The 16068-nt window shown below is 67.9% G+C and carries 13 protein-coding genes; 7 read left to right on the top strand and 6 right to left on the bottom strand.

The window, feature by feature from the left end:
* Positions 1–51: 51 nt before the first annotated feature.
* The gene (locus Q9Q79_RS12145) at positions 52–3081 is read left to right on the top strand and encodes a sensor histidine kinase (RefSeq protein ID WP_201862328.1); all 3030 of its coding nucleotides are present in this window, start codon (positions 52–54) and stop codon (positions 3079–3081) included.
* Positions 3074–3727: a response regulator transcription factor gene (locus tag Q9Q79_RS12150; protein ID WP_005410014.1), complete on the top strand. Its 654-nt coding sequence runs from the start codon at positions 3074–3076 to the stop codon at positions 3725–3727. Before Q9Q79_RS12145 ends, Q9Q79_RS12150 begins: the two co-directional genes overlap by 8 nt.
* A 42-nt stretch (positions 3728–3769) precedes the next feature.
* Here Q9Q79_RS12150 and Q9Q79_RS12155 read toward each other — a convergent pair whose 3' ends face one another.
* Positions 3770–4960: an MFS transporter gene (locus tag Q9Q79_RS12155; RefSeq protein ID WP_012480562.1), complete on the bottom strand. Its 1191-nt coding sequence runs from the start codon at positions 4958–4960 to the stop codon at positions 3770–3772.
* 94 nt (positions 4961–5054) lie between these two features.
* Here Q9Q79_RS12155 and Q9Q79_RS12160 point away from each other — a divergent pair, with 94 nt between their 5' ends.
* Positions 5055–5984: a LysR family transcriptional regulator gene (locus Q9Q79_RS12160; protein ID WP_043035217.1), complete on the top strand. Its 930-nt coding sequence runs from the start codon at positions 5055–5057 to the stop codon at positions 5982–5984.
* Between the two features lie 93 nt (positions 5985–6077).
* Here the strand turns inward: Q9Q79_RS12160 and Q9Q79_RS12165 are convergent, their stop codons facing one another.
* Together Q9Q79_RS12165 and Q9Q79_RS12170 are read right to left on the bottom strand one after the other, a co-directional pair.
* Positions 6078–7535, bottom strand: a complete 1458-nt coding sequence (locus Q9Q79_RS12165) for an amidohydrolase family protein (protein ID WP_201862327.1) — start codon at positions 7533–7535, stop codon at positions 6078–6080.
* Between the two features lie 51 nt (positions 7536–7586).
* Positions 7587–8288: an ankyrin repeat domain-containing protein gene (locus tag Q9Q79_RS12170; RefSeq protein ID WP_201862323.1), complete on the bottom strand. Its 702-nt coding sequence runs from the start codon at positions 8286–8288 to the stop codon at positions 7587–7589.
* Between the two features lie 122 nt (positions 8289–8410).
* Between Q9Q79_RS12170 and Q9Q79_RS12175 the strand changes: the two genes are divergently transcribed.
* From Q9Q79_RS12175 to Q9Q79_RS12185, 3 genes are all read left to right on the top strand, one after another.
* Complete coding sequence (locus tag Q9Q79_RS12175) at positions 8411–9292, top strand: LysR substrate-binding domain-containing protein (RefSeq protein WP_049475963.1); 882 nt, start codon at positions 8411–8413, stop codon at positions 9290–9292.
* 162 nt (positions 9293–9454) lie between these two features.
* Positions 9455–9928, top strand: coding sequence for a DUF3806 domain-containing protein (locus Q9Q79_RS12180; protein ID WP_201862321.1), 474 nt, complete (start codon positions 9455–9457; stop codon positions 9926–9928).
* Positions 9929–10103: 175 nt separating this feature from the next.
* A complete protein-coding gene (locus tag Q9Q79_RS12185; RefSeq protein WP_049451840.1) occupies positions 10104–10541 on the top strand; it encodes a DUF3806 domain-containing protein in 438 nt (145 codons plus the stop codon).
* 49 nt (positions 10542–10590) lie between these two features.
* Here the strand turns inward: Q9Q79_RS12185 and Q9Q79_RS12190 are convergent, their stop codons facing one another.
* Positions 10591–11751, bottom strand: coding sequence for an amidohydrolase family protein (locus Q9Q79_RS12190; RefSeq protein ID WP_201862319.1), 1161 nt, complete (start codon positions 11749–11751; stop codon positions 10591–10593).
* A gap of 182 nt (positions 11752–11933) precedes the next feature.
* On the opposite strand from Q9Q79_RS12190, the gene Q9Q79_RS12195 reads away from it, so the two are divergent.
* The gene (locus Q9Q79_RS12195; protein ID WP_049470354.1) at positions 11934–12575 is read left to right on the top strand and encodes a hypothetical protein; all 642 of its coding nucleotides are present in this window, start codon (positions 11934–11936) and stop codon (positions 12573–12575) included.
* 29 nt (positions 12576–12604) lie between these two features.
* Here Q9Q79_RS12195 and Q9Q79_RS12200 read toward each other — a convergent pair whose 3' ends face one another.
* Positions 12605–13000 carry a hypothetical protein gene (locus Q9Q79_RS12200; RefSeq protein WP_225792053.1) on the bottom strand — a complete coding sequence of 132 codons (396 nt, stop codon included), beginning with the start codon at positions 12998–13000 and terminating at the stop codon, positions 12605–12607.
* Between the two features lie 341 nt (positions 13001–13341).
* Positions 13342–16068: a TonB-dependent receptor gene (locus tag Q9Q79_RS12205; protein WP_049469539.1), complete on the bottom strand. Its 2727-nt coding sequence runs from the start codon at positions 16066–16068 to the stop codon at positions 13342–13344.

Genomic DNA, 16068 nt, shown 5'->3' on the forward strand with positions numbered 1-16068 from the left:
CCAGGCGCCTACCCCGTTCGGGTCACCCGCGGCTGCCCCGCACCTGCCAGAATGCGCGCCATGCATGGCCGCCCCTTCCCGTTCCTGCGTCGCCTGCCGGCGCTGCTGGCGTGCCTGCTGCTGTGGACCGCCCTGCCCGCCCTCGCCGTGCAGCGGCCGGCCGTGAGCAGCGGGTTGCCCGGCTACGAGCACACCGCCTGGCGGGTCGGCCAGGGTGCACCCGGTGACATCTGGGACATCAGCCAGGACCGTGACGGCCTGTTGTGGTTGGCTACCGGTTCGGGCCTGTACCGATTCGACGGACGTCGCTTCGAACGGCAGGCGCCACCGGCTGGCACCCGCTACCCGTCCACCAACATGGTCACGTTGGAACACAGCGCCGATGGCGCACTGTGGATCGGCTACTTCCAGGCAGGCATCAGCCAGTTCGCGCGCGGCCAGCTGTACAACTACGGCCGCGGCCAGGGCGTGCCGGTTGGCGTGGTACCGCACTTCAGCCAGGACCGCGACGGCCGGATGTGGGCAGCCATCAACGGAGGGCTGCGCGAGTTCGATGGCCAGCGCTGGCAGCCGCTGCCCGCAGACACGGGCGTTCCGGAACACCGCGTGCAATGGGTGCTGCACGACAGCCGTGGCACCTTCTGGGTACTGGCCAACCTCAGGATCTGGATGCGTCCTGCAGGCCAACCGCGTTTCGAGGACACCGGCATTGCTGTATCCCAGATGGCGACGCTGACCGAGAGCCCGCAGGGCGAAGTCTGGCTGGCCGACCGTGTGCGCGGCACCTCGCCGCTGGCCAATGCGCAGGGCCTGCTGCCGGACAGCGAACGCGAAGCGCGACGCCTGCCGGACCTGGTCGCCGCGCGCCTGCAGTTCACTGCCGACGGCGCGTTATGGGCCACGATGAGCCCGCATGGCGGTGTGGCCCGGGTCACGTTCGACGGCAGCCGCGCCGTGCGCATGGAGCGTTTCGATTCGCCGCACGGGCTGACCGCCACCTCGGCCGTGCCGATCATCGCCGACCGCGAAGGCAATCTCTGGGTCGGCACCAATCTGGGCCTCAACCGCTTCCGCGTGCGCAGCGTGCACACGCTGGCGGTCGGCCCCAGTGATCCCTATCGCTCGCTGGTGCGGGCCAGCGATGGGCGTGTGTACGGCTACGGCGAGGACCTCAAGCCGTACGACCTGCGCCGGCCACTGCTGGAAGGCAGCGCCGCACAACTGCAGGCGGCCGCGCGCCGGGCGCCCACGCCGATCTGGCAGTTCGACTGGGTCAACCTGGCACGCACGGTGGCCGGCCACACCACGCTGATTCCGCTGCCCGAGCCCTTCACCGGGCAACCGCTGCATGCCCTGCTGTTCGCCGATGACGACCAGGCCTGGGTCTGCACCGGTGAACGTGGCGTGCTGCACTATCTGCACGGCCAGTGGCAGCGCGAAACGCGCCTGCCCGAACAGGCCTGCTCATCACTGGCGCTGGATGCCAATGGCCAGCTGCTGCTCGGCTATGCCGACGGCCGGCTGCGCAGCATGGGCGCGACCCGCATCGAAACCTTCGATGCCAACCACGGGCTGTTGGTCGGGCCGGTCACCGCGCTGCTGCACCACCAGGACCTGTTGCTGGTGGCCGGTGAGGCCGGGCTGGCCGCCCGCCTCGGCAATGGCCGCTTCATGCCGGTCAGCACCGACATGGCCGGCGTGCTGGAGGGCATCACCGGCATGGTTGCCGATGCGCACGGTCACCTGTGGCTCAATGGCAGTCGTGGCCTGGTCCGGTTGGGGAGCGATCAGTTGCGGCGGGCGCTGCGTACCGGGCAGCCGGTGACGCCACGCCTGTTCGATGCGGTGGATGGCATGCCGGGCATCGCCCTGCAGAGCGGACCGATCCCCACCGCCGTGCTGGCCGACGACGGCCTGCTATGGCTGGCCACCAACCAGGGCCTGGCCTGGCTGGACACCACCCGGTCGCACGTCAATGCGATGGCTCCCAGCGTGCGCATCGGCGACGTGCTGCATGGCAGCGAACGGCAACCACTGCGGGACGGCCTGCGCCTGCCGGCCGGCACCAGCCAGCTGCAGATCGACTACGTGGCGCTGTCGCTGGCACGCCCGGAACGCAACCGCTATCGCTATCGCCTGTCCGGCGTTGACGATAGCTGGCAGGACGCGGGCAGCAGCACCCGCGCGTATTACACCAACCTCGCGCCAGGCAACTACCGGTTCGAGGTGGAAGCCGCCAATGAGGACGGCATCTGGAGCACCGCACCGGCCAGCCGCAGCTTCCGCATCGCGCCTACCTTCATCCAGACCGTGTGGTTCAAACTGCTGTGCACCGCCGCCGTGCTCGCACTACTGGTGCTGGCAGTACGCATCCGCAGCGGGCAGCTGGCCGCGCTGTTCCGTGCGCGCCTGCAGGAACGCAATGGCGAACGCGAACGCATCGCGCGCGACCTGCACGACACCCTGCTGCAGGGCAGCCAGGGCCTTATCCTGCGCCTGCATGCGATCAGCCAGTCACCCCAGACCCCCGAGCCGGTGCGCAGCCAGCTGGAGTCGGCGATGCAGCTGGCCGAGCGCAACCTGGCCGAGGGCCGCGAGCGGGTCAATGCGCTGCGCGAGGGGCCGTTCGCGGGTCGCGACCTCGCTTCGGCACTGGCCGATGTGCACGCCGAGTATGCCGGGCACGGCACCAATCCGCTGCGCCTGACCGTGGAAGGCCCCCACCCACCGCTGCAGGCTGATGCCGCCGAGGAAGTGTTCCTGATCGGACGCGAGGCGATCCGCAATGCGCTGCGCCATGCCAATGCCAGCGCCATCGAAGTGGAGCTGTCCTACGGCACGCGGTGCTTCCTTCTACACGTGCGCGATGATGGCGTGGGCATCGCCGACGAAAATGCCGGCCATGGCCATTGGGGCCTGCAGGGCATGCGCGAGCGCGCGCAGCGCCTTGGCGCGGAACTGCAGCTGTGGACCCGCCCCGGGCTGGGGACCGAAGTCGCGCTGGCAGTTCCCGCCCGGCGCCTGTATCACCGCCGCCCATCACGTTGGCGCTGGCCCTGGAGTAGAACGAGCCATGACTGAAACCCCTGCCCCGATCGGCGTACTGGTGGTCGACGACCACCCGCTGCTGCGTGACGGCCTGGCCGCCCTGCTGGGCGCACAACCCGATCTGCACTTGCTCGGTGAAGCCGCCGACGGCGAGGAAGCCATCGCACGCTATCAGCAGCTGCAGCCGGACGTGGTGCTGATGGACCTGCAGATGCCCCGCCTGGATGGTGTGGAAGCCATCGTGCGGATCCGCGCAATGGACCCGCGCGCGCGCATCATCGTGCTGACCACCTACCGCGGTGACGTACGTGCGGTGCGGGCGTTGCAGGCCGGCGCCAGCGCCTACCTGCTGAAGGACATGCTGCGCCACGAGCTGGTCGACACGATCCGCATGGTTGCGGGCGGCCGGCGCGCGCCGATTCCACCAGCGGTGGCGGCGAGCATCGCCGCGCATGTGGTGGAAGACCGGTTGTCGCCGCGCGAGACCGAAGTGCTGCGGCACGTGGCCGGTGGCCTGTCGAACAAGCGCATCGGCGAGCGCATGCAGATTTCAGAGCAGACGGTGAAGGCGCACATGAAGAGCCTGATGGACAAGCTGGGCGTGGGCGATCGCACGCACGCGGTGACCCAGGCGCTGCGGCGCGGCATCATCAGCCTGGACGACAGCGGTCACGATTAGGGGGTTGTTCGGCAGGGCTGCAAGCCCTGCCGAACGCCCCCCTTACTTCAAGCGCAGGAGCAGGCTGCCGCCCGCACACACCACTGCCAGCCAGGCCACGCCGTGCCACCCCCACTGCGCCAGCGCCAGGCTGCCCAGCGCACCACCGGCGGCCATGCCGATGAACATGCCCGTGAACAGCAGCGCATTGAGGCGGCTGCGGGCCGGCGGCACCAGGCCATAGACCAGCGTCTGGTGCGCCACCAGCGCCGACTGGAAACCGAAGTCGAACAGCAGCGCACTTACCACCAGCAGCGGCAGCAGCGCAACGGCCGGCAACCAGGCTTCGGCCAGCAGCAGCCCGAAACCCACCAGCGCCACTGCGATCGCCAGCCGCGCCACCGCATGGCAACCCAGGCGATCGGCGAAACGTCCTGCAAACGGCGCAGCCAATGCGCCGGCCGCGCCGGCGATACCGAACGCACCCGCCGCCGCACTGCCCAGCCCCAGGCGGGCATGCAGCATCAGCGCCAGCGTCGACCAGAACGCGCTGAAGCCCACTGCCAGCAACGACTGGCTGGCCACCGCACGGCGCAGCTGCGGCTGCTCGCGCCACAACGCCAGCAACGAACCCAGCAACGCCGGATAGCGCAGCGTGCTGGTCGGTGCGAAACGCGGCAGCGCGCGCGCCATCACCGCGCCCATCACCGCCACCGATACCGCGGCCAGTACGAACTGCGTGCGCCAACCCCATGCTTCAGCCACCACGCCACTGACCACGCGCGACAGCAGGATACCGAGCAGCAGGCCGGTCATCACCCGGCCGACGATCTGGCCGCGTTGTGCATCCGGCGCCAGCACCGCAGCGGCGGGCACGATGTCCTGTGCCAGCGTGGCCATCAACCCGACCAGCAGGCTGGCCATCAGCAGGCCCGGCAGGTGCCCGGCCATCGCTGCAGCGCCCAATGCCAGTGCCAGCAACGCGGACTTCAACAGGATCAGGGTGCGGCGGTCGAAGCGGTCGCCCAACGGCGCCAGCAGGAGAATGCCAAGCGCATACCCAAGCTGGGTCAAGGTCGGCACCAGGCCGGCGGCGCGCTCGCCTGCGCCGAGGTCCTGGGCGATCAGGCCCAGCATCGGCTGGCTGTAGTACAGCGAGGCGACCGAGAAGCCGGCGCCAGCCGCCATTGCCAGCACCAGCGGGGTGGAGGGTGCGGTCGCGGGCGCGGCGACGGATAGCGAAGGGGTAGACATTGGGGGAGTCCGGAGGAGGAAGTGGGCGTATCCTGCCGGTATTCGCCCGGCGTCTGTAGTAGGCTCCTGCACATACACTTCATACGTGAAACGCATGAATGACCTTGCCACCGGCGCGGATCGCCTGGATCTGCTGCGCACCTTCCTGCGCATCGTCGATGCCGGCAGCCTGTCTGCTGCTGCCGTGCAGCTGGGCACCACCCAGCCGACGGTCAGTCGCCGCCTGCAGGCACTGGAGCGACAGCTCGGCCTGCGCCTGCTGCAGCGCTCCACCCACGGCCTGCAGCTGACCGAAGATGGCCTGCGCTGCCAGCGCCATGCGCAACGCGTGGTCGACGAATGGGAGTCGCTGCAGGCCGAACTGCACGGCGAACCGGAAACGCTGCGCGGACGCCTGCGGGTAATGGTGCCGCACGCCTTCGGCCAGGCGCAGCTGCTGCCGACCATGCTCGCGTTCCTCGCCCAGCACCCACAGCTGAGCCTGGAGTGGATCCTTGAAGATCGTCGCCCGGATTTCATCGCCGAAGGCATCGACTGCGCGGTGCGGGTGGGTCCGGTCGACGAACCGCGCATGGTCGCACTGCCGCTCGCCGAAGTGCCGCGCATCGTCGTGGCAGCGCCGTCGCTGGTGCAGGCCACCGCGATCAGCACACCAGAACAAGCGCAGGCACTGCCGTGGATCTCACTGGTCACCTACTACCGCGAACGCCTGCTGCTGCATGACGCACAGGGCCGCGCGCATACGCTGTCGATCAGCCCACGCCTGCTCAGCGACAACCTGTTCGTGGTGCAGCAGGCTGCACGCGCCGGGCTGGGCGCAGCGGTGGTCTCGGCCTGGCTGGTGGCCGACGACCTCGCACAAGGACGTCTGGTGCAGCTGCTGCCGGACTGGCAGGCGCCGGCACTGCCGGTGCATGTCGTGTTTCCTGCTGCGCGCCAGCAGCCGCCGCGGCTGCGCGCCTTCATCGATGCGATGAAGGCCGCACTGCCGCAGCTGCATGGCATGCGGCCGGCACCGCGTTAGGCCAACGGCCGTGTCATCCACGCATGGCGTGGATGCCGTCCAACTCCATGGGTCGGATCCCTTCCCACTCGGGAAGGGCTCTGACCCTGTCGATCACTGCGTCTTCGCCGCCTCGGCATTCCACGCCGCGACCTTGGCCTTGGTCTCGGCCAGCATCTTGTCTAGTGCGGCGCGGTCATACACGCTGCCACGCAGGATCACGCTGTCGATCTTCCCGGTGGCGGCGATGTCCTGCAGCGGGTTGGCGGTCAGCAGCACCAGATCGGCGGCCTTGCCCTGTGCGACACCACCGTAGCGGTCCATCTGGCCGAACCAGGCCGGACCGGAACGGGTTGCGGCGGACAGCGCCTGCGGCGCGGTCAGGCCTTCCTTCACGAACAGCTGCAGTTCCTGGTGCAGCGCGATGCCCGGGAAGTTGAACGAATTGAGGAAGCCCGCATCAGTACCGGCGATGATCGTCACGCCCGCCTCCTGCAGCAGCGGCAGCACCGCGGCCACCTGGTGGTACTGCGCGTGGCGCGCTTCAATCTGCGCCGGCGTGGCCTTGGCTGCGCGGTCCACGCGCCACTGGTAGGTCGCGCGCAGGCCAGGGCCGATGTAGGCCAGGTACGGATCGTTGGCGTGGTCATCCTGGTCAAGGAAGTCGAGGATGCGGCCACCGTTGAGGGTCGGGGTCACGAATACGCCGCGCTTTGCGAAATCACGGTAGGCATGCATCGCAGTGTCACGGTCGAAGCTGGCGTCGAGGCGCCGGTTGGCTTCGGCACGGTCGATGCGGCCTGCGCCGAAGTCGGCGGCGATCTGCGCTTCATCCTTGCTGCCGGCCTTGAATGCGTAGTCCAGATGCTCGATCGAAGCCAGGCCGGCATCGACCGCCTGCTCCACGGTCAGTGCCATCGGAATATGCCCCGAGGCTTTGAAGCCGGCCTTTCGCGCAGCGCTGGCCGAGTACAGGAACAGTTCCGGCTTCAGCGTGCTGTCGGTGATCTTCACGAAATCGACCTTGTCATGCTGCAGGCGGGCGATCGCCTTGTCGGCGTCGGCCTCGCTGCCCACTTCGATCGTGCCCTTCCAGACCGGCTTGATGCCTTCGATCTTCGCACCGGAGCTGAGCAGGCGCGGGCCGAACAGCGTGCCCTTGGCGATCTCGCCGCGCCACTGCAGCACCTGCTCGGGCAGGTCGCCGGAGCAGTCACGCACGGTGGTGATGCCGTGCGCGATGTACAACGGCAGCAGCGCCTTGTTCTCTTCGATCAGCGCCGGACCACCACCGAAGTGCACGTGCATGTCCCACAGGCCCGGAATCAGGTACTTGCCCTTGGCATCGATCTGGCGGGCCGCATTCCATCGGCTGCGCAACTGCGCGTCCGGGCCGACGGCGACGATGTCCTCGCCACGGATCACCACGCTCTGCCCGGCCAGGGTGCTAGCGTGCTCGACATCGACCACGGTGGCATTGCGGATCAGCAGGTCGGCGCGCTCGGCGGCAGACGCCGACAGCGGTGCTACCGCAAGGAGGATGGCAAGGGACAACGGACGGGAACGGAACATGGACAGCATCCTGATGGGCACGCCCCGCGTGCGGGTGGAAGGGGTTTGCATTCAACGCACCGCGCCGTGCTGGCGCAGCAGGGTCTCAATTCCGGTATAGCCGCGCTGGCGCGCGTGCGCCAGCGGCGTCACGCCGTCGCCGTCGGCAAGCTCCGGGTCGGCACCGGCCTCCAGCAGCAGCTGCACGATCTGCACGTGGCGCGCACCACCATCGCCGAGCAGGATCGCTTCCAGCAGCGCGGTCCAGTGCAGCCGGTTGACATGGTCCACCGCCACACCGGCCCGCAGCAGCGTGCGCACGGTGGCGACGTGACCGCGCTCGGCGGCCGGAATCAGCGCGGTGCCGCCATAGCGGTTGGTGCTGCGCAGATCGGCGCCATGCGCCAGGGTCATCGCCAGGATCTCGTCCAGGCCGCGCGCACCGGCGTACAGGTAGGCGCTGTCCTGCAACGCGTCCTTGGCGTTGACGTCTGCCCCGGCCTCGATCAGCTCACGCGCGGCATCCACGTTGTTGCCATGCGTGGCCAGCAGCAGCGCGGTGCGGCCCTGGCCATCGCGCGCCTCCAGCGTGGCGCCATCCTCGATCGCCTGTCGCACCGCATCGGCGTCGCCGCGGCTGGCAGCATCCTGCAGGCGCGCGTCTGCGTCGGCCCTGGACGTGGCGGTGCAGGCGGGGGTGACCATGGCCAGCAGGCACAACAGCAGCACGCGCGTGAACGGCGCAGGCCAGCCAGCGGAATGATGGACGCGCATGACAGTGTCTCCTCATGTCCGTCGCCACGGAACGCCGTGCGGCGGTAGCAACAACCGGGCATTGCCGGCCCCTGCCCTGCATGGTAGAAGTCGGCCTGGGTATCCAGAAGTGAAATGTTCAAATGCAAGACAGTGTCAAATCGAATAGAACCCTGTTCGAACTGGACCTGCTGCGGGCGCTGGTGATGGTGGCCGACTGCGGCAGCTTCACCACGGCGGCCACGCGCCTGCATTCGACCCAGTCCACGGTCAGCCAGAAGGTGCGCCGGCTGGAGGAACTGGCCGGGCATCGCCTGCTCGAACGCGGCCATCGCGACGTGCACCCCACCGATGCCGGCCACACCCTGCTCGGCTACGCGCGGCGCATGCTCGACCTGAACGAGGAAATGGCGCAGGCGCTGGCCGGTGCGACGGTGGAGACCGCGGTCCGCATCGGCGTGCCCGAGGATTTCGTCAACGCGCAGACCACGCGCATGCTGGCCGCCTTCAGCCGTCGCCACCCGCAGGTGAAGCTGGAGATCAGCAGCGGCCTCAGCCGCGACCTGGCGCAGGGCTTCGACCACGGTGAGCTGGACCTGGTGCTGGTCAAGCAACGCCGCAACAGCCGCCAGGCGGTGCATTGCCGGCGCGAGCCGATGCACTGGATCGACAGCCTGCGCAGCAGCTGCCTGCAGCAGGACCCGCTGCCGCTGGTCACCTTCCCGCCGCGCGGGCTGTACCGCGACGAGATGATCCATGCCGTGGAAGCGCTGGGCCTGCGCTGGCGCATCGCCTTCACCAGCTCGTCGCTGAGCGGCATCCAGGGCGCGGTGGCCGATGGCATCGGCATCAGCCTGCTGCCGCGCCGCGCGGTCAGCCGCGAGCACCGCATCATCGATGGCGAGCGCGAGCTGCCGGTGATCGACAACTACGAGATCGGCCTGCTGCATCGCGCGGACGCCGATGATGCCGTGCGCGCACTGGCCAGCGAGCTGTGGCGGCAGGTGCAGCGCGAACCGGAATGACCACGGTAGATCCACGCCATGCGTGGATGGAAACGACCATCCGGCATCGAAAAGGGCGCTGGTGTGCCTGCAATTACACGCTTGTCGCAAAAGGCCCACTGATGGCGTACCCAAGGTCTGGGCGATAGGGTGGTGAACTCCCTTCTCCGGATTACCCCGCCTATGACCAGCACGTACCAGGTTACTTTGACCCCTGCTCCGAAGGATGAAGCCGACATCCGGTTCGATCCGCTGCCACCTGCACTTATCGCGCACATGCAGCAGCAGCGTGCACAGGTTGCTGCCCTTGTCGCATCTGCGTTCCCCACCGTGCCTGTTCAATGGCCGCTGCTGCCGAGCACGCTGCAACGCGTAGTCGATGCAGTGCTGATCGATCACGATGATTGTGACGGCTGGGAAGCACTGGGGGTAGCATTCGGTGACTGTCTGGCACAGCGTGTACCGGAACTTGCCTGGACCCAAGTAACGGATGCCTGGGGCGTCGACGCGGTTCTCCGCTATGGAGACGCCAATATCATGGTCAGCGCCGGCACCCTGTTGATCAAACGCGTCGAAGAAGGCGAGACCATCGAGATCAACCATCTGCTTGAAACTCTCGAGGAATTCGTCATCCAGCAAGCGCGCAAGTCCAGCTGAGCCCATGAGAGGACGATTGAGCCGCGCAGAATGACGTATACGGACCCTGATGCTGCACCTGCGGAAGCAACCAGAGTTCGCGCATTGATCATCGATATCTGATCAATCCGGCCGCACGGCAGACATCATCGCCTCGTACAGTGCCGGTTGTTTCCGTGCCCCACGGCGCCCTGCCATGTCCGATGAAATCCCTACCCGCTTCGATCCGCTGCCTGCGGCGCTGCAGACGCATCTGCAGCACCAGCGCTCGCTGATCGCTGCGCGCGTGGCCGCCGGCTTCCCGACGTTGCCGGTGCAGTGGCCGCTGGCGGCCAGCACACTGCAGCGCGTGGTCGATGCCGAGCTGATCGACCGTGCCGACTGCGATGGCTGGGAAGCGCTGGGCGTGGCGTTCGGTGACACCCTGGCCCAGCGCGTGCCGGGTCTGGCCTGGATGCAGGTCACCGATGCCTGGGGCATCGATGCGGTGCTGCGCTATGCCGACAGCAGCCTGCAGATCGGCGCCAGCACACTGCTGCTCAAGCGCGTCGAACAGGGCGAAGTCATCGACATCGCCCATCTGCTGGCGTGGCTTGAGGAATTCGTCGCCACCCGCGCCGACGATTACGTCTGAAAGGCCGCCGAGCATGGCTCGGCGCTACAGGGGATTGCGTGGCGTGGATCTACAGCCAGCGGCCGTCGACCACCACGCGGCGTTCCACGGGCACCCCAGCCACGGCAGCAGGGCCGTGGTCGGCACGCACCGCCACGAAAGTGGCTGGCTGGCCTTCGGCAATACCATGCTGCGGCAGGCCGATCGCCTGCGCGGCGTGGGTGGTGACCATGTCCAGCGCCAGCATCAGGTCGGCATCGGTGTAGAAGCCGGACCGGTAGCCCAGCAACATCGCCCGCTGCAGCAGGTCGCCGTTACCGTACGGCCACCAGCAGTCGCGGATGTTGTCGTTGCCTGCGAACACGCGCACACCGGCATCATGCAGCGCGCGCAGCGGCGGGAACGGATGATCGCCCGGCGCGTTGCTCATGATCGCCACACCCGCCGTGGCCAGTGCTTCGCCCACCTGCAGCGCGCGCGCCAGCGGCACGTCGCCCAGCGAATAGGCATGGCTGACCGCAACCCGCCCCTGCAGGCCGGCGGCCCGCGTCCGCGCTGCGATGCGCAGCAGCTGGGCCAGGCCGGTTTCGCCGGGCTCGTGCAGATGGATGTCCAGCTGCACGCCGTAACGCTCGGCCAGGCCGAACAGCAGCGCCAGCTGGCCTTCGGCATCACCATCGAGCGTGGTCGGGTCGATGCCGCCGAGCACCTCCACGCCCGCGGCAAGCGCCTGCTCCAGTACGGCGGCGGTGCCGGGACAGGACATCACCCCGGCCTGCGGAAACGCCACCAGCTGGATCCGCATGATGTCGGCGCAGCGCAGTGCCGCCTCGCGCACCGCTTCAAGATGGCCGAGACCGGTGCTGCCGTCGATATCGACATGGCAGCGCATCGCCACCGTACCGAAAGCACTGCATTGGCGGATCAGCGCCTCGGCACGGTCCACCATCGGTGCCGCACCCGCCACCGCCGCCTTCTCCACCGCCAGCCGCTCACGCAGGCTGTTCACCGGCTGGTGCGGGTGCCAACGGTCGCCGACGAAGCTCTTGTCGAGGTGAATGTGGCCGTCGACCAGCCCGGGCAGCACCGCGAAGCCCTGCAGGTCGACGCATTCCGCCGCGTCGGCCGGCGTGGCCTCGCCATTGAGCCCGCTGATGCGGCCATCACGGACATGGAAATGCAGTGGCGCACCGTCGCGGTCGACACCGCCATGGACGAACTGGAGGGTCATCGGGAACTCCCGGAATGCCAAGAATGGCGCCATCGTGCGCCTCGCCGCAGCCATCGACCAACGAAATATCTGGATGGCACGCATTCACCAGAACGATGATTGTCCTGCGACAACCGGTCGCAGCCACGCCGTGCACACCCCTGAACGGGTAACATGGGCGCCTGTTTCCGCTGTGATGCCGCATGGGCCCGTCCGACCGCCACGATCGTCTCCGCCGCTGGCAGGCCGCGTCCCTGCTTGCCGCCGCCCCGATCGCCAGCCTGTCCGCCACCGATGCAGCGGCTGCCGCGCCGCTGCATTCACCGCCGGGCCAGCAGCGCATTGCCCCGGCTGCACTGGTCGAGCGCCTGCACCAGCGCGTGCTGTCCGGGCAGAGCGCCACTGCCACGCTGGAACACTGGTGCGCCGAGCACGGCCTGGCCGAACAGGCGCGGGTGCGTGCAGTGCGCGTACACGGCCAGGACAAGCCCGCGCCCACCGACGTGCTGCAGGCGCTGGGCGTGAAGCCGGGTACCGACCTGCGCTATCGCCGCGTGCAGCTGGTCTGCGGTAGCCGCGTACTGTCCGAGGCCGACAACTGGTACCTGCCTGGCCACCTCAGCCCGGCCATGAACCAGGTGCTGGACAGCACCGATGAACCGTTCGGTCGCGTGGTCGGCCCGCTCGGTTTCCAGCGCCAGACCTTGGCCGACCAGACGTTCTGGCCGCCGCGGGGCGAAGGCGACCGCGGCGTGATCCTGGAGGTGCGTGCCCTGTTGCGCGACCGCCAGCAGCAGCCTTTCAGCTACGTCATCGAGTCGTACCTGCAACAGGCGCTTCCGTAACGCGCCGTGGCGCCGGTCATCCGCCGGCGCTACGGGCCCGTGATGCCGTTGGCGGCCGGATCCACCGAGAACACGAAGCGCCCACCATGCTGGTCCCTGCCCCATGTCATCGGCGCCGTGGCCAGGCTGTAGACCGGGGCCGCCTTGTCCATGCCGATCGCCTCGGACCAGGCACTGAAATCCTCATCGGTACGGCTGCGGATCTCGCCAACGCACAGGCTGTAGCCGCAGGCAAAAGACACCAGCGTGCCGTCGTTGCCGATGAGCCGGGTCGCGGCCGCCCTGTAGAGCCGGGTCAGGTCCTGCACTTCCGGGTGACCGGCTGCATCGCGCTCGAACTGGCTGATCGCCTGCGCGAAGGCCTTGTCGGAACCCAGCACCGCCTCGCTCTTCTGTGCGGACACCGCACCCTCGTTCAGCAGCATGCGCTCGCCCTCGAGGAAGTGACCCTCTGGTTGCGCGAGCCAAGGGGCAGCCGTCGTGGTACTCGATGCCGTTTGCCCGTGCGTTGAGCCCGCATCGGCCGTTGCGTTGGGGTGGGACGGCAAGGGCGCGGCGCTGGCCGCCTCCGCAGCCTCGTTCACGCTGGCCGCCTGCCTGCCACTGCAACCTGCAATGGCCAGCACGGCAATCACGCTCCACCCCCTGACATCCATGCGCATCCTCCTCCGTGTATCGCCACAGCATGCCATGTGCGCGCCGGCAACACGGATGCACTGCACAAAGAAAAGCCCGGCAATGCCGGGCCTTTCGTTCGCCTGCCGGATCAGCGGAACCGGTAGTCCAGCTGCACCCAGTACTGGCGGCCATACGGGTCGTAGTTGCCGACCGGGTAGAACGGCCAGCCGCCACCGTTCTTGTCCGCCGGCGGGCGGCTGTTACGCAGGTTGTTGACGATCACGCCCACCGACAGGTTCTCGCCGAACTGGCGGAACACGCTGGCGTTGTAGGTCATGTACGGCGCGATGCGGCCACTGCCATCGGTCTTCGGCAGCGAGCCGAAGCGGTTGCCGTACAGCGTGGTGGTCCAGTCTCCCTGGTTCCAGGTGATGCTGCCGTTGGCCTTGCTGCGCCACTGGTAGTCATCCAGCGAATTGCGGATGTCACGCTCCGGATCATCGGAGAACTGCCGGTACTTGTGCTCCAGCACCACGGTGTAGGCCAGGCGCGTGGTGAAGCGGCCATAGCGACCGGCATCGAAACGCCAGTTGCCCTTCAGGTCCAGGCCGCGAACCGATTCAGAGGCGGCGTTGATCGGGTTGATCAGCACACGGGTCACCTGGTCCGGCTGCACGGTTGCATTGGACGGGTTGCGGATCACACGCGACAGCGCGTCCTGGCACAGCGGTGAGCCGATGTCACGCGCCTCGCCGCCCAGCGTCTTGCCCAACCGGCAATCGGCCTCGTCGCGCAGGATGCGGCTGGTATCGAGGCTGGTCACCTCGTTGTCGATGCGGATGTCGTAGTAATCGGCACTGAAATCCAGGCCAGCCAGCGGCGACCAGACCACGCCGAAGCCATACGACTTGGCCGACTCCGGCTGCAGCTGCGGGTTGGCACGGTTGCTGTAATCGATCGACAGGCCGTTGTAGTCGCAGTTGTCATACGACTGGCCTGCGGTGCGGCAGCGCCAGTAGTCGGTCATGCCCGGGTTGTAACCACGCGTCTCGGTTGCGAACACGTAGTTCATGTCCGGCGCCCGGAAGCTGGTGGCAGCGGTACCGCGGATCAGCAGGCTCTCGATCGGCCGGAACTCGACGCCGAAGCTCCAGGTTGCCTTGCCGATGTGCTCGCCACCGGCACGGTACTGGTCATAGCGACCGGCCAGGGTGGTGGTCAGCGACTGCAGCAACGGCAGCTGCAGCTCCACGCCGGCAGCATAGCGGTCGCGCTCGCCACCGGCACCAATACCGGCGCTGGTGTTCCAGAATTCACCGGTGCCCAGTCGCGGGTCCGGTCGATTGCGATAGCCCTGGCTGCCAGCCTCGACCACCGCGGCCAGCGCAGCGTCGCCACCGGGCAGTGCGAACAGCCGGCCGTTGACGCTGGCGCTGAAGGTCTGCAGCCACGCCGCGTTGCGGCTCTCCTGGTAGCCGGACAGGTCCTGGTACTCATTCGGGCTCAGCGGCTGGAACAGGCGCGCCGGGTCCGGCGCATAGACCTCTACGCCATTGCGCACGCCCAGCTTCGGGCCAAGCAGGTATTCATTGATGCCGGCCAGCAGCACCGGGCGACGGGTGCGGTTCTCGTAGCGTGAGCGGCTGTAGACCGCTTCATAATCCCAGCCACTGTCACCGATCTGGCCGCGCGCGCCGACGTTGAACGACCAGGAATTTTCCAAGAAACGGTTGGCATTGCGCGGCAGGCCACCGATTTCCTCGGGTGCAAAGCGGCGGTACCAGCTTTCCAGGTTGCCGGTGGTCTGGTTGTAGAAGTAATTGCGGGCCGAGGTCCAGGTGGGCGCACGGGTGTTGTTGGTGATGCGTGCGCTGCCCACGGCCAGATCGGCGAACAGGTCGGTGGTCTCGTTGACGTGGAAGGTCAGCAGGCCGTAGCCGTTGAGATTGCGCTTCTCGGTCTGCACCGTCCAGTAGCTGGCGGCGGCCTCGTTGCTGCCGCAATACCAGCCCTGGCGCGGGTTGAAGGCACGGAACACGCTGCCGCCATAGATATCCGACGCCGCGTCGCAGCCATTGGCGCCCGGATCGATGTTGCGACCGGTAGCGGCGTTGCGGCGATACGCGATCGCGGTCGCCTGCGGCGCCTTGCCGGCGGGGTCATCATCCAGCGAGTCCATGAAATCGCGCTGGCGCGCATGGATCGCCTTGCGCACATCGAACTCGAAGCCGAACAGCGCATCCCAGCGCTCGCCGGAACTGCCACCAACCACCTGCGCGCGCTGGTTGTCGCCACCGCCCTGCTGGGTGCCGCCGGCCCGCACGTTCACGTCCACACCCTCAAAGCGGTCCTTGAGGATGATGTTGACCACACCGGCGATGGCGTCGGAGCCATACACCGCCGACGCACCGGCCGCCAAGACCTCGATGCGCTCGATCAGCGCACTGGGAATGTTGGCCAGGTTGACCACGTTCACCGAGCCCTCGTAGGCCAGCGGGTAGTCGGCCTGGCGGCGGCCGTTGACCAGCACCAGCGTGCGGTTCGGGCCCAGCCCGCGCAGGTTGATGGTGTTGGCGGCCGGGGTGAAGGTGTTGCCGAAGTCCTCCCCCTGCACGTTGCCGGTGTTTTCAGTCAGGGCGCTCAGCGCGTCGAACGCGTTGCGGTAGCCCTGCGCGTCGATCTGCTCGCGGCTGATCACGGTCACCGGCGACGGCCCTTCGACACTGGCGCGCGGAATGCGCGAGCCGGTGACCTTCACTTCCTGCAATGAGGTGGGTGCGCTTTCCTGCGCGAAGGCCGGCGACGACACCAGCATCAGGGACGACAGCGCGAGCACCAGCGGACGCGGGCGCAGCGCCTTGTGGGAGGCAGACAT

This window comes from Stenotrophomonas sp. a6 (assembly GCF_030913325.1).
GTDB lineage: Bacteria > Pseudomonadota > Gammaproteobacteria > Xanthomonadales > Xanthomonadaceae > Stenotrophomonas > Stenotrophomonas maltophilia.